The 13,634-nt window shown below is 56.8% G+C and carries 11 protein-coding genes; 6 read left to right on the forward strand and 5 right to left on the reverse strand.

The features are described from left to right. Positions 1–156 precede the first annotated feature (156 nt). The gene (locus IEX74_RS16980; RefSeq protein ID WP_188815208.1) at positions 157–1,911 is read right to left on the reverse strand and encodes a T9SS type A sorting domain-containing protein; all 1,755 of its coding nucleotides are present in this window, start codon (positions 1,909–1,911) and stop codon (positions 157–159) included. A gap of 573 nt (positions 1,912–2,484) precedes the next feature. Between IEX74_RS16980 and IEX74_RS16985 the strand changes: the two genes are divergently transcribed. The 5 genes from IEX74_RS16985 to IEX74_RS17005 all read left to right on the forward strand — a co-directional run bounded on the left by IEX74_RS16985 (position 2,485) and on the right by IEX74_RS17005 (position 7,588). Further along, positions 2,485–3,969, forward strand: a complete 1,485-nt coding sequence (locus tag IEX74_RS16985) for a sodium:solute symporter (RefSeq protein ID WP_188815209.1) — start codon at positions 2,485–2,487, stop codon at positions 3,967–3,969. Between the two features lie 81 nt (positions 3,970–4,050). Further along, complete coding sequence (locus IEX74_RS16990; protein ID WP_188815210.1) at positions 4,051–4,536, forward strand: energy transducer TonB; 486 nt, start codon at positions 4,051–4,053, stop codon at positions 4,534–4,536. Between the two features lie 105 nt (positions 4,537–4,641). Further along, positions 4,642–6,474, forward strand: a complete 1,833-nt coding sequence (locus IEX74_RS16995) for an ABC transporter ATP-binding protein (RefSeq protein WP_188815211.1) — start codon at positions 4,642–4,644, stop codon at positions 6,472–6,474. A 59-nt stretch (positions 6,475–6,533) separates the two neighbouring features. After that, positions 6,534–7,067, forward strand: a complete 534-nt coding sequence (locus tag IEX74_RS17000) for a hypothetical protein (protein ID WP_188815212.1) — start codon at positions 6,534–6,536, stop codon at positions 7,065–7,067. Further along, positions 7,064–7,588: a hypothetical protein gene (locus IEX74_RS17005; RefSeq protein WP_188815213.1), complete on the forward strand. Its 525-nt coding sequence runs from the start codon at positions 7,064–7,066 to the stop codon at positions 7,586–7,588. The genes IEX74_RS17000 and IEX74_RS17005 overlap by 4 nt, the downstream gene beginning before the upstream one ends. Positions 7,589–7,615: 27 nt before the next feature. Here IEX74_RS17005 and IEX74_RS17010 read toward each other — a convergent pair whose 3' ends face one another. Continuing rightward, positions 7,616–9,748 carry an alpha/beta hydrolase domain-containing protein gene (locus IEX74_RS17010; RefSeq protein WP_229755344.1) on the reverse strand — a complete coding sequence of 711 codons (2,133 nt, stop codon included), beginning with the start codon at positions 9,746–9,748 and terminating at the stop codon, positions 7,616–7,618. A 192-nt stretch (positions 9,749–9,940) separates the two neighbouring features. On the opposite strand from IEX74_RS17010, the gene IEX74_RS17015 reads away from it, so the two are divergent. After that, entirely contained in the window at positions 9,941–10,840 is a 900-nt protein-coding gene (locus IEX74_RS17015; protein WP_188815214.1) for a DUF2911 domain-containing protein, read from the forward strand. 81 nt (positions 10,841–10,921) lie between these two features. Here the strand turns inward: IEX74_RS17015 and IEX74_RS17020 are convergent, their stop codons facing one another. The 3 genes from IEX74_RS17020 to IEX74_RS17030 all read right to left on the reverse strand — a co-directional run bounded on the left by IEX74_RS17020 (position 10,922) and on the right by IEX74_RS17030 (position 13,532). Next, positions 10,922–12,604 (reverse strand): sodium:solute symporter family protein, encoded by a 1,683-nt coding sequence (locus tag IEX74_RS17020; RefSeq protein WP_188815215.1) that lies wholly within the window; start codon positions 12,602–12,604, stop codon positions 10,922–10,924. Continuing rightward, a complete protein-coding gene (locus IEX74_RS17025; RefSeq protein ID WP_188815216.1) occupies positions 12,601–12,765 on the reverse strand; it encodes a hypothetical protein in 165 nt (54 codons plus the stop codon). The genes IEX74_RS17020 and IEX74_RS17025 overlap by 4 nt, the downstream gene beginning before the upstream one ends. A gap of 65 nt (positions 12,766–12,830) precedes the next feature. Further along, positions 12,831–13,532, reverse strand: coding sequence for a phosphatase PAP2 family protein (locus IEX74_RS17030; RefSeq protein ID WP_188815217.1), 702 nt, complete (start codon positions 13,530–13,532; stop codon positions 12,831–12,833). Positions 13,533–13,634: the final 102 nt, after the last annotated feature.

Consider the following 13,634-nt stretch of genomic DNA (forward strand, 5'->3'; position numbering starts at 1 on the left):
GCGTAAAAAATGGAAGTAGATAAGTGGGAATTACAGGGTGTATACAAGCAGTAGTATCCGGCTTTCACACCGGACGCTACGCTTGCAAGTACTCTCTCTAGTGTTTGCCGTGGTAGAATTATGGAACGGCGCTACGCTGCGATTGAACAACCTAGGTTATTCAATCACGATTTTCTCGTTCAGCACCCGGTCGCCTTGCAGCCGGAGCATGTACACGCCCGCCTTCAGGTTGTCGCGCTGAATCGTGAGGGTCGATAGGTTGCCGACGGCCATCTGTCGCACCAGCCGACCGGTGATATCGGTCAGCTCCACGGTTTTGATGTGGCGGCTGTTATTACCTAGGTCTACCGTAAGCTGGCTCTGAGCCGGATTAGGATACACTTGGATGTTGCTCTCGGCCAACGAGCTCTTGTTACCCAATACCACCGTTCCAAAGTACTTCCGGCCAAACTCCAGGAAGGCCGGCCAGTCGGGCGCATCGGTGTGGCCACCGGTATGGTAGCGGTAGCCAATATCGCCCGTGATGTAGCCTTTGTCGATGATCGGCTTCGGATCCTGCATCACCAGACCGGCCCCCCCGAGCAGCGTATATACTGGCGAAGCGCCCACGCCCGTCAGATAAATGCCGTAAGGATCAGGCCAGGAGTCCTGCGTGCCGCCATTCATGAACACGGGGCGCGGTGCGCACAGCGAGAGTAGCGAGTGCGCGTCTACGGGGCAGTCTTCTATTTTGCGCGGCAGGTAGGTGCCGGGCGTTTTGGGGCCGTGCCACTTGAAGAAAGCACCCGCCATCCAGTGATACTCCTGGTCCCAGCCGGAGTTTTCCACGTCCTGGCCCCAGTGCCGGCGGTTCATCTTGGTACCTAGGCTACCGCCGCAGCTCGGGAAAGCCAGCGCCAAGCGTGGCTCGTAGGCCATAGCTACCAGCGTAGCTTTGCCGTAGCGTGAGTGCCCGGTCAGGCCGATCTTGCTGGCGTTGATAGCCGGGTCTCTTTCGAAATAATCAATGAGGCGGCTCACCCCCCAGCTCCAGGCGGCCAATGCGCCCCAGTCGCTCGGCTTGCGCCACTTCCCTTTGTTTACCAGCCCGATCAGGTAGCTCGTCAGGCCCGCGCCACCGTTGAAGTCGGGTTGCAGCTGCGTGTTGTTATAGATGCAAATCCCCCAGCCGTAGGGCGCCACATAGTTCCAGTACGTGTTGATGTTGCCGCCAAACACGATGATGACCGGCACGGGGCCAGTGGCATTAAAGGGCAGGCGCAGGGTAGCACTGAGCACGGGCCGATTCCGCACCTGCGGATAGCGGGAGATGTCAATCGTGCCCGTAATGGCCTTCTGAACATAGGCTCCGCTACCGGTTCCGCCGGTGGTCGTCACGGCCGCAAACGTCACACCCGGCAGCACGCTGTCGGCCGGAATAACGCCCCACATCTGCTCCTTCACATCCTTCATGATTTCCGGCCGGCGCTGCGTCCACCATTGGTCGGACGTCGTGATGCGGCGGCCGTTCTTCATCACCAGCAGGTCGATGGGCGTGTAGTCACCTACGCGCCACGCTTCCGGGCCGGGCAGAAAGCCAGTGGGCTTATCGTCGTAGTTGTTCCAAAGCCCGAAGCCCGAGCGGGTAATCGTGTGACCAGCCGCATTCGTCCAGTTGCCTTCAGGGTCGGCGGGATTTGATGGATACGCCCCCGTTGGCTTGTTTGGGTCCTGCATCTTAGGCGGCAGCGTCGGGAAAGTAATGCCGAGCTGCCACACCATCTGGTCGCGGTCCTGAACGTTGGTTACGTTGGTGGGTGGGAAAGATGGGAAGGTAGTTTGAGCGTGTACAACTGTCGCCAGCAAGACGGCAATGGCTATGGCTATTAGTGTAAAGATTCTACCAATGAGTACGGAGCTATTTGTTTTCATGATGAGGAATTTAGGTTGTGGTTGCAGGGCAGATCAGGGAAGGATTTTCATAGGCAGGCTTTGTTGATCAGGAACAGGAAAAACGTGTGTCGCACTTAGCTGCTTAGAAAGATAACAGCAGTATGATTAACATTACCGCAATGGTTTGCGGAAACGTTTTAGGGAAAAGTACAATTCTTTCCGCATTGTGAATAAACAACCCGGCAAGCCTCTTACAGCAAGCCTAGGTACCCGTACGCGCATTGTTGATTGAAGATAGAAGCAGTAAAAAGCAAGACACTATTTTGTCGCACAAACAGAAAATAAAAAGACCGAAATCGTTTCCGGAAACGATTGTATATCATACTCTCATAAGCTTGATTGTGTCTGCCTTCATGCTAGCCTTCAACTGAGAATTACATTAATAAGCCACTATTGCTTATCTATAATAAATGAATAGTCATACTTCTAATTTATAAAAATCAATAAACCGCAACATTTGACCGCTATCATTTAGGTGTTTGGGAACTCAGACCTAGGTCTTTCAGCTGGTTTACCGCAGGGCCTTATCTTTACGCTTTATTCTCTGCTTTCATGTCCCCTACTCTGGTTCTCAGCCTCATTGCGGGCTACTTCACCGTCCTGATCATTATTTCCCTGCTCACGTCGCGCAAGGCAACCAGTGAGAGTTTCTTCATTGCGAACCGCAACGCGCCATGGTACATGGTGGCTTTCGCCATGATTGGCACGTCACTTTCGGGCGTCACGTTTATCTCAGTGCCGGGCATGGTGCTGGGACAAGCCTGGAGCTACATGGCCGTGGTGTTTGGGTATATCATTGGCTACCTGGTGATTGGCACTGTGCTCATGCCGCTGTACTACCGGCTTCAGCTTGTCTCCATTTATACCTATCTGGAGCAGCGCTTCGGGTTTTGGAGCTACAAGACGGGCGCGTTCTTCTTCCTGCTTTCGCGGGCAATTGGGGCGGCGTTCCGGCTGTTTCTGGTGGCAGGCGTGCTTCAGTTTGCCGTGTTTGATGCCATGGGCGTGCCGTTCGCCGTCACGGTTTCGGTCAGCATTCTGCTGATTTACCTCTACACGTTTCGTGGCGGCCTCAAAACCATCCTCTGGACCGACGCTTTCCAGACGCTGGCCATGCTTACCTGCGTGGGCGTGAGCATCTACCTGATTTCCTCGGAGCTGAACCTAGGTTTCAAGCAGATGGTGCAAACCATCCGCGACAGTGAGCTTTCGCGCATCTACTTCTCTGATCTGAAGGATGATAAGTTCTTCTGGAAGCAGTTTGCCTCAGGTGCCTTCATCACCATCGTAATGACGGGCCTCGACCAGGATCTGATGCAGAAGAACCTGAGCTGCCGCAACCTGCAAGAGGCGCAGAAGAACATGTTCTGGTTCACCATTTCCATTGTGCTGGTGAACGTGTTCTTCCTGTCGCTGGGCATCTTGTTGTATAAGTTTGCCGAGGCGAAGGGCATTCAGCTGCCGCTGAACCCGGCTACGGGCAAAGTCATCGGCGACAATGTGTTTCCGCTGCTGGCTACCGAGCACTTCACGCTCTTCGCGGGCGTCATCTTTATCCTAGGTATCATTGCCGTTACGTACGCCTCCGCCGACTCGGCCCTGACGGCGCTGACCACCTCCTTCTGCGTTGACTTTCTGGATATTAAGCGTTTTCCGGAGCAGCAGCAGGCGCGCTACCGAAAGCTGACTCACTTTGCTTTTTCCGTGCTGCTCATTGTTATCATTCTGATCTTCAAGGCCATCAACGACCAGAGCGTGATTACGGCGGTGTTCAAGGCGGCGGGCTACACCTACGGGCCACTCCTGGGCTTGTACTCGTTCGGGCTGTTTTCGCGCCGCAGTCTGCACGATAGGCTGGTGCCGTACATCTGCCTGGCTTGCCCGATCCTGACTTTTATCATCAACGCTAATTCCAAGGCGTGGTTTGGGGGTTATGAGTTTGGCTTTGAGATTCTGATCCTCAATGGGTTAATGACCTTCCTAGGTTTGCTGGCAATTTCGCGGCCGGCGAGCGTTGTGGTGAACTCTGCCCGCTGAGGGTTGTTTTAGAAAGAGCGCCTGAAATCACCCTTCCATTCGGTAGCGCGGAAGCTGTTCCGCGCTACTTTTTTGCCTCCTATGAAACATCTTTTCTTCATCTTGCTGCTTGTAGCTTTGGCAGTTGCGGCCCAAGCCCAAACCGTTACCTTGCCCGCCAAGCAGCCGATTGAGTTGAAGCCCGGCCACATGCAACCCCAGCAAAATCCGGCCGCGAATCGCCCCGATGTAGCGCCTCAATTTCCGGGTGGGCAGCAGGCTCTGAACAACTTTTTTCAGCAGAATGTACAGTATCCGGCAGCCGCGCGCGTCAACCAGATTACCGGCAGCGTGCTGGTAACCTGCACCGTAGAAACGGACGGCGACCTGACCAACCTCACCGTAGCGCAAGGCTTGACCCCGGAGTGCGACGCGGAAGCCTTGCGCGTTCTGAGAATAATGCCGCCCTGGAAAGCCGCGACCAGAAAAGGCGAGCCGATACCTGCTCAGATCCAATTACCGGTGCCGTTTGGCAATGCGGCCATTCTGGAGGTTGAAAAGCCAAGGGGCAACGTAAAATTTGACTAATCTTTTGATAGAACGTAGAAGTGAGAGCTTAGAACCTAGGTCGTTGGTCAACCTACCAACTGACTATACCTCAGCTCGATATTCTAAGTTCTAAGCTCTATACTAATGGCTAGAAGGGGACTAAATGCCAACGGTGCGTCGGACAGCGACGCGCCCAAGGTGAAATTAACCAAGGAGAGTTTCCAGCACGGCCTGCGGATCTTCCGCTACGTGCTGCCTTACCGCACAAAGTTTATCATCGGCATGGTGCTGCTGGCGCTGAGCAGCGCCACAGTTATGGCTTTCCCGTGGGTGATTGGCAAGCTCACGGACGCCGCCAACGGCAAGCCGTTTGTGCTCTCGAATGGCCTGACCATCGGCATCAATCAGATTGCCCTGGGTTTGTTTTCGATCATCCTGCTGCAAGGCATTTTCTCGTTTGGGCGGATCTGGTTTTTCACGCAAGTCAGCGAGTTTACGGTGCGCGACATTCGGCAGGCGCTGTATCAGAAGTTTGTCACGCTGCCCATTCCCTACTTCGAGAAGAACCGCGTGGGCGCTATCACCTCGCGCATCACCTCGGACGTGGGCGTGATTCAGGACTCGTTTTCGCTGACGCTGGCGGAGCTGTTCCGCCAGATCATGACGCTCATCGTCGGCATCATCTTCATCATGATGGTTTCGGTGAAGCTCTCGCTGTTTATGCTGCTTACGTTTCCGCCTATCGTGGTGGTAGCCATCATCTTTGGCCGAAAGATTCGGGTGCTGGCGAAGGCTACGCAGGATGAGCTGGCCAAAACCAACGTGATTGTGGAGGAGACGTTGCAGGGCATTAATACGGTGAAAGCCTTTACAAATGAGCTGTTTGAGACGGGCCGTTATACCGCCTCGCTCACCCGCACCGTGCAGGCGGCCCTGCGAAGCAACCTGTACCGCGGCGGGTTCGTGTCGTTTGTTATCATCGGGTTGTTTGGTGGCATCATCCTGGTGCTGTGGCGGGCCGCGTCGCTGGTAGCCAGCGGTCAGATGACCATCGGCGACCTAACTTCCTTTGCGCTTTACACCATCTTTATTGGTGCTTCCGTGGGCGGTTTGGGCGAACTCTACGGGAAGGTGCAAAGCACCCTAGGTGCCTCCGAGCGCATTCTAGAAGTGCTGGAAGAGGAAAGCGAGCCAACCCACCAGAAGGCCTTGGCCGGCGCTACGCCGTTGCACGTACACGGCGACATCAACTACCAGCACGTAGCCTTCAGCTACCCCACGCGCCCCGACCTAGCCGTGCTCAAGGATATTAGCTTTGCTATTCAGGCCGGCGAGAAAATCGCGCTGGTTGGGCCGAGCGGCGCCGGCAAAAGCACCATTGTGCAGTTGCTGATGCAGTTTTATCCGCTCAGTGGCGGCCGCATTTTAGTTGATGGTCGCGGTTTGGATCAGTTCGACCTGACCGAGCTGCGCAGCCACATTGGCATCGTGCCGCAGGAGACGCTGCTGTTTGGCGGCTCCATCCGCGAGAACATCGCCTACGGCAAAATCGACGCGACGGACGCTGAAATCCAGACGGCGGCGCGCAAAGCCAACGCCTGGCAGTTCATCCAGAGCTTCCCCGAGGGCTTGGATACGGTGGTCGGTGAGCGGGGCATTAAGCTTTCTGGTGGGCAGCGCCAGCGCATTGCCATTGCCCGCGCCATCCTGAAAGATCCCGCTATTCTCATCCTCGACGAAGCCACCTCCTCCCTCGACTCGGAGTCGGAAAAGCTGGTGCAGGGCGCCATGGACGAGCTAATGAAGGACCGCACCAGCATCATTATCGCCCACCGCCTCAGCACCATCCGAAAGGTGGATAAGATTCTGGTGATTGACGGCGGCCGCATCGTGGAGCAAGGCACCCACGAGGAGCTAGCGGATAATGAGAACGGGCTGTACGCGAACCTGCTGAAGCTGCAATTTGAGTTAAGCTAGGTAGTAGCTATTTATCACTATAGAAGTTTACTACAAACGGGAGCCATAGTCTTTTTTACATGAATAATCCTATAGAAATTCCAGCCGTTGAAGTAGCTAAAGACGAGTATGTTCGAGTTGCAAAACAACGTTGGTATCAACAGCCCCAGAATCGGCGTTCGTTGTGGACTCTCAGTCTAGGAGCAGCTTTCTGGCTATACATCCTTTATGCTGAATGGTTAAAATCTCCTGATCGGCTTTCTACTTGGCTTGTGATAGCACTGGTCGTAGTAGTTGGTCTTCTATTTTATCTAGGCTATTGGCGTCCACGCCAAGTAGTGAAACACTTTACCAAAGCCTACGCGGAGACACCAAGTATCAGCTTACCAACTGATTATACTTTTGGCATTTCCAGTGTTCGTTCAATCAACAGCCGCAGCTCTGCTGAAGTACAATACGAATTGTTTAGCCATGTCGAGCGAATTGAGAACTGGCTGATACTGTTTACTACTCCAGCAATTGGGTACTTCATCGATCTACGTAGAATTAGTGCCCCAGCTACTGCCAACGACTTGATCCGGCTATTACGCGAGAAGGGACTCAAAGTAAAATGATCGAAGCTCGCCACGTCACGATGACTGCCGATGAATACGTGGCCGTCAACTACCAGCTCTGGGGTCGGCAGCCGCGCACCCGGCGCGTTACGTGGCTGCTGTACGTGTCGATTCTGCTGCTTACCATCAGCTTTGGGCTAGGTATCTGGCAGTGGGCGCACCACCCGGCTACGGAGGTTTTCTGGGGGTTTCTGCCGGCCTGGGGGCTGGCGTTGGTGTATGCGTGGTGGCGCTCGTGGCAGGTGAAGCGGCAGTTTCGGCAGGGCTACACGAAGAACACGGCGCTTCAGCAACCTATTGACTATCAGTTTAGTGATGAAAACATTATTAGCCGAAGCGCGGCGGGAGAGTTCGTAATCCGTTGGCAGAAGCTGCGCTATGCCGTACACGTCGGCGACTGGCTGCTACTCTACCCGCAACAGCTGGCGTGCTACTACGTGGACCTGCGGCGACTGGTCGCGCCGGCTACGCCGGACAGCCTGGAAGATCTGCTGGACGAGAAAGACGTTGCGGTGTATTAAAATAATCCTACAACAGCTTGCCACTTCTCATTTCAACACGGCGCTGGCTTCCGCTTCTAGAATATACTTCTGGGCATCTTCCTCTAATAAGAAGCGCTGCTTAACTAATTGTTTCACAACTTTCGTAACGGCCGCTACATAGCCGGCGTGCGTGCGGTAGCGCTCCTGCACCGACCGGCGCGGGTCGCGGGTGGCGGCTCGGTCGGTAGGCGTCAGAGGGAAGGGCAGGTACTGGCCTGCCGCTTCGCACCCCTCATTTTCACCGTAGCCCGCCCGCCGCAAAGCCCAGCCGGTAGTCGTAGCTAGGGGCGCCGCGACGATGGGCAGCCGGATGCCGGCTACCTCGTTTCCATCCGCATCTACTTTCGAGACAAAGTTGGGATACACTGGCCGGCCAGTTATGGAGGGCAGGTATTTCGTCAGGATTCTCTGGCTTAAGAAAGGACCAAAATCCAGCTGGTAGCGAGTGGTAATCAGGCCCGTATACGTTACCCCAGGAATGGACGGCCAACCTAGGTTCGCCTGCGGAACGGTGCCCGTGAGGGCGCCCGGCTGCGCTACGGCAAACGCGGCCGTGCCAGCGGAGCGCCTGGGCACTTGGCTTTTGGGCGGCGCAGTGCCTTGCGTCACCCATTGGTCGAGGGCGACGAACAACGCGCGTAAAGCGGGCTCGGCGTTGGTCGGGTTTTGGCCTTGCTGACAGATCCCACTGCTGCTGGCATTCCCGGTGCCGTGCTGGGCGCCGGAAACCAGGTAAAATCGAACATTCTCCGGATCGGGTAAGTCGTTGCCACCTAGATCGGTGTGCAGGAGCGACGCGGCTTTTACCCAGTATTCATTCGCGGAGTTTATTTCCAATACCTTGGGACAGGTGCCGGAGGCCGCGCACCGAGCCGAACGGCCGGCCGTTTGGCCCGTCAGCGGATCGGTGAGTGCCGGGTAAGCAAACGGAAACAGCGCCTCCGGGTACAGATGGTTTTGCCGGTTGCGCTCGGTGCGGGAAGGCTGGGCAAACCGAAAGTTCAGGCCGATGCCGCTCCCCCCGCCCAGCCAGTTCTCGATGCCATCCAGCACGCGGCGGCCTTGCTCGTCGGCGTTGAAACCTAGGGTCTGGAAGTCGTTCAGGTAGCGGGCGGGCTGTGAAAGGGCGTAGGAGAACGTGTAGCGCACATCATCCGCCAGCGGATTGGGCTGGCCCAGATCATCGGCCTTGGCGTAGCGCAGAAACGAGACAAAGTCGCGGGTGGCGGCGAAACCCAGGCCGGCTACCACGGGGTTCTTGGCCGTGTAGGCTAACTCATAAATGGCGCTCTGCTGAAAGGCCGTGCCGGCGGGCAGCAGCCGGATGGTGCGCTCATTCACGAACTCCCAACCGCTAGTGGGCACCGGCGTAGGCGCATCATTGAGCCGCTGCCGCACTGTGAGCGTGGCCTGCGCCGGGTTCAGCGCAGCAGTTGGGTAAGCTAGGTTGAACGTCTGTGTTGTGGTGTTCTCGAAGCTGATGTACTCGTATGCGGGCCCGGTGATGGGTGAGCCATCGGGGTTCGTGGCCACGGGCACATTGATGGTCAAGTTGTTATTGCTGGAAGCGGCGGTCATGTCCCAGCCATTCCAGGCCAGCGTGTAGCCTTGGTTCATGAGAAAACCTTCGCTAGCCTGCGCGGCCGTGGTGGGGTCGTTGCCGCCGCTGCTGTTGTTGAAGCCCCCGAAGAGCTTCGAGCCGCGGTTATTTACTTCCAGAAACAGCTTATGATTGCCCTGACCTAGGTTGAGCGGCTTGAGCAGGTAGATATCCATCGAATACTCGACCATTCCGCGGGCGTTGCGCGGGGCTAGGGCTAGGTCGGTGATGAGGGCGTTTTGGGGCAGACTGGGGTCGACTTCGCCGTAGGCCCGGCCGCGCAGCTTCTCGTAAGCGCCTACGCTCCCGAAAGTTTTGCCCTCAAACGTGGGCGATTGCACGCTGGTGATTTCGATGCGTACAATGCGCGCTTGCGCCGACAGCATCGTGAGCACGGCGGCTAATAAGGTCAGGAGACTTCGCCCGCGCAACCGCCTCCGCTGGCCGCCAGCATACGGCAGTGCGCGCGCCAACCTAGGTTCTACGTGCTGTTGACGAACGGAGCAGCAACGGGTTGCCGGCGCATCTTGCAGATTCATCTGACTTGGTTTGTTCTCACCACAAGGATAGTCGAACGCAGCGTAAGTAGCGCGGACTTTGTCGTCCGGGTTCGGCTGTTCTCACGCGCGGACGATAAAGTCCGCGCTACTTGGATTCGCTTCAAACAAAAAACTCGTGCCCGCTGCGGTTTTGTTATTTTTAGGCCGCCAATCAACTATTCACCCCTTTTCATGACCACCTTGTCTATTTCTCCCCGCGCCGGATTTGCCGCTCTTGCCCTCACGGGTATGCTCGTGGCGGGCCGCGCCGAAGCCCAAATCACCACCCCCCAGCCTAGCCCTAAAAGCACGGTTACGCAGCGCGTAGGCCTCACCGACATCACCATCACGTATTCGCGGCCTAGCCTGAAAGGACGCACGGCTTTCGACGTAGCATCCCCCCTCGCTCCTCTTGGTAAGCGCTGGCGCACAGGTGCTAACGCCACCACCACCATCAAGTTCTCCGACGAGGTCATCATGGAGGGCAAGAAAATCCCGGCCGGCGAATATGGCCTCTACAGCATTCCGAACAAGGATGCGTGGGCCATGGTGCTGAACAAAAACACGAAGCTAGGTGCCAATGTCGAAGGCTTCAAGGACGAGGAAAACGTCGCCACCTTCACGGCTAAAACCTACAAGCTGCCCTACAAAGTCGAGACGTTCACGATGAACTTCAGCGACCTGACGCCCGCCACCGCCAACGTAGATATGCAGTGGGAAAACACCGGCGCCAAGTTCCGCATCACCACCGAAGTCGACGCCAAAGTAATGGCTCAAATCAACGAGAAAGTGGTGAACGGCGGCGCTGCCGTAACGCCCGACAACTACGCCGCCGCGGCCGTGTATTACTACGACAACAACAAGGATCTGAAGCAGGCCCTTACCTGGATTCAGAAGGCCAACGAGAAGGACCCCAAGTTCTGGAACGTGCAGACGGAAGCTAAAATCCGCCTCAAGATGAAAGACTACAAAGGCGCCATCACGGCCGCCGAGCAGTCGAAAAAGCTAGCTCTCGAAGCCAAGAACAACGACTACGTGAAGATGAACGACGACCTGATTGCGGAAGCCAAGAAAGGCACTGCCGCCAAGTAAGCTGTTCGCTTTAAAAAGGTTAAGAGCCCCAACGTTCTGCAACGTCGGGGCTCTTTTGTAGGAACGCGCCACGGCGCGTTCCTACAACCGCCCTAGCTTCTGCCCTGCTGCCGCCAGCAGCATCACCAGAAAGCAGCCGATAATGTTGTACCAGAGGTAGGCAATATCCGTCTGCCAGAACAGAAGCAGCACGAGGATCTGCCCCAAAATAGCGGCCCAAAACACGGCTTTGCCTTTGATCAGGGGCATGAAAAACGCCACCCCAAAAATGCCTAGGATAGGTCCGTAGAACAGCGAACCCAGGATGTTAACGGCCTGAATCAGGTTTTCCAGCCGGGCGGCAAATAGAGCAAACCCAATTCCGAGCACGCCCCAGCCGATAGTAGCCCAGCGCGACACCGCCACATAATGCCGCTGCTCGCATTCGGCCCGATTTGGGCGGTATAGGTCGATGACGGTGGTGGAAGCCAGCGCGTTAAGCCCCGCCGCCGCGCTGCTCATAGCCGCACTGAGCACGACGGCAATGAGCAGGCCGATGAAGCCGTGCGGCATGTAGTCGAGCACGAAGGTGAGGAAGACGTAGTCCGTGTCTTTGGCTTCGGCGGTGGGCGCGCCTTGTTTCAGGAGGGTTTTCAGATCGTTGCGCAGACCTAGGTTTGCGGCGTCGGTTACTTGCAGATGCGCTTGTGCCGCTGCCACTTGCGCCGCATCATCGGTGTGCAGAGCAGTTGCCAGCTCGGCATTGGCTGCCTGTTTGGCGGCGGCAATGGTAGCGTGGCGCTGCTCCAGCTCACGGAGCGCCGGGGCGTATCGGGCGCTCTTGATGAGTTGCTCGCGTACCGGCCGATTGAAGGTGAGCGGCGGAGCGTTGAACTGATAGAACACGAACAGCAGCACGCCAATCAGCAGAATACCGAACTGCATCGGTACCTTCACCAAGCCATTGAACAACAGCCCCAACCGACTTTCCCGAATGCTGCGCCCGGCCAGGTAGCGCTGCACCTGGCTTTGGTCGGTGCCGAAGTAAGACAGGGCCAGAAACAAGCCGCCCGTCATGCCCGACCAGAAGTTATAGCGGTCTTCGGGGTCGAAGTGGAAGTCAACAAGGTTGAGTTTGCCCTGGTGACCTGCCACCCGCAGCGCGTCCGTGAAGCCGACATTGGCGGGCAGGTAATGCACCAGCAGGTAGCCCGCCACTACCATCCCGGTGAAAATAACGGCCACCTGCCACTGCTGTGTCACGGCCACGGCGCGAGTGCCGCCCACGACCGTATAACCAATCATCAGCCCGCCGATCAGCCAGACGGTCAGGCTGATGTTCCAACCTAGGATGGCGGACAGCACCAGCGCGGGCGCGTAAAGCGAAAGGCCATTGCTCAATCCGCGCTGCACCAGAAACAAGCTGGCTGCCAAGGTCCGCGTGGGTCGGTCGAAGCGCGATTCGAGGTATTCGTAGGCCGTGAAGACGTGCAGGCGGTGGTAAATCGGGACGGCTACGATGGCAATGAGCACCATGGCCACCGGCAGGCCAAAGTAGAACTGGATGAAGCGCATCCCGTCGTCGTAGGCCTGGCCGGGCGTACTCAGGAAGGTGATGGCGCTGGCCTGCGTCGCGACGATGCTCAGCCCAATGCCCCACCATTGCGCCTCCCGGTTACCGAGCAGATACGAGTTAAGGTCGCGGCTGCCGCGGGTGCGCCAGGTACCGTAGCCAACAATGAAAAGCAGCGTGATGCCCAGCACCAGCCAATCGAGCAAACTCACGCGAAGTAGTTGGTTATGAAGGCAAAGCCAATGATTTCGACAGCTAAAGCAGCCAGTACGAAGAGGTACCAGGCACGCCAGTTTACTTCTGCTTCTGTTTTTGCAAAAACGGGTGGGCTGCCGGCAGAGAAGACCGCCTCTGGATCTGGGTTTGCGCTCATGGAGAGAGTATAAGCTAGGTTTATAACAGTAGCGCGGAGCAAACCTCCGCGCTACTGTTATAAACCTAGGCAGTGAAGTCTTTTCGGAACGACCGGCGCAGCCGAAATGGTGTGCGCGGCGTAATTACGGGAAGTCGGCTGAACAGCAAAGTCAGCAAGCCGACCAAACCAATAGAAGCCAGCGCGTCGCCGAGAAAGTGCAGCTCCAGCACCAGCCGCCCAACGGTAATCAGGGCGGGCAGCGCCAGCAGCGGCCACCGATATTTCGGAAACTGCCAGGCCACCGGCAGCAGCAGACTGAAATAGAGCGTCGCGTGGCTCGACGGAAATGAGTAGTCGCGGGTGGTAGCCTGCCAGAAGCCCGCGCCCGTCATGCCGTGCAGCAGAAACGAATCGGGGCGCGGCCGTTGGAAGTAAATCTTCAGCAGGTTCGTGGCCACGCCGCTGTTGAGCAGCACCAGCCCAACCAGCAGAAACACCCCCGCGCTCGGCACTTTCAGCAGAAAACGCCCCAGCAGGAACAAGCCCAATAGCGCCACGAAGCCAATCGGTACCCCACCTAGGTCGGCGGAGTAGAACAGCGTCGTGTACACCTTATCCACTGCGTCGGTCATCCCTTCGAAGAATGGCCGCAAGCCCTGCGCCTCCTCGTGCAGCCACAGCGCCAGCGGTTTATCTACTCCCCACAACGCCACCGGGCACAGCGCGCAGCACCCCAGGATGAAGTAGGCCAGCTGCTGACGTTCGGGTGGGAAGTAGAGTTTCATGGGGTGGGGTGATTTTGTATTTGCTTCTTATCTGTCATCCTGAGCTTGCATTCCGCGCATCAAGCGGCGTGACCTCCCTCTGAGAAGCGATAAACCTTATTA

This window comes from Hymenobacter cavernae, from assembly GCF_014641455.1.
In the GTDB taxonomy this organism is placed as follows: Bacteria; Bacteroidota; Bacteroidia; order Cytophagales; family Hymenobacteraceae; genus Hymenobacter; species Hymenobacter cavernae.

Bases quoted from the DNA above. Each gene is read 5' to 3' on its own strand.
- IEX74_RS17010 (WP_229755344.1), bottom strand. From the start codon at position 9,748: ATGAATCTGCAAGATGCGCCGGCAACCCGTTGCTGCTCCGTTCGTCAA.
- IEX74_RS17000 (WP_188815212.1), top strand. From the start codon at position 6,534: ATGAATAATCCTATAGAAATTCCAGCCGTTGAAGTAGCTAAAGACGAG.
- IEX74_RS17025 (WP_188815216.1), bottom strand. From the start codon at position 12,765: ATGAGCGCAAACCCAGATCCAGAGGCGGTCTTCTCTGCCGGCAGCCCA.
- IEX74_RS16985 (WP_188815209.1), top strand. From the start codon at position 2,485: ATGTCCCCTACTCTGGTTCTCAGCCTCATTGCGGGCTACTTCACCGTC.
- IEX74_RS16995 (WP_188815211.1), top strand. From the start codon at position 4,642: ATGGCTAGAAGGGGACTAAATGCCAACGGTGCGTCGGACAGCGACGCG.
- IEX74_RS17030 (WP_188815217.1), bottom strand. From the start codon at position 13,532: ATGAAACTCTACTTCCCACCCGAACGTCAGCAGCTGGCCTACTTCATC.
- IEX74_RS16990 (WP_188815210.1), top strand. From the start codon at position 4,051: ATGAAACATCTTTTCTTCATCTTGCTGCTTGTAGCTTTGGCAGTTGCG.
- IEX74_RS16980 (WP_188815208.1), bottom strand. From the start codon at position 1,911: ATGAAAACAAATAGCTCCGTACTCATTGGTAGAATCTTTACACTAATA.
- IEX74_RS17015 (WP_188815214.1), top strand. From the start codon at position 9,941: ATGACCACCTTGTCTATTTCTCCCCGCGCCGGATTTGCCGCTCTTGCC.
- IEX74_RS17005 (WP_188815213.1), top strand. From the start codon at position 7,064: ATGATCGAAGCTCGCCACGTCACGATGACTGCCGATGAATACGTGGCC.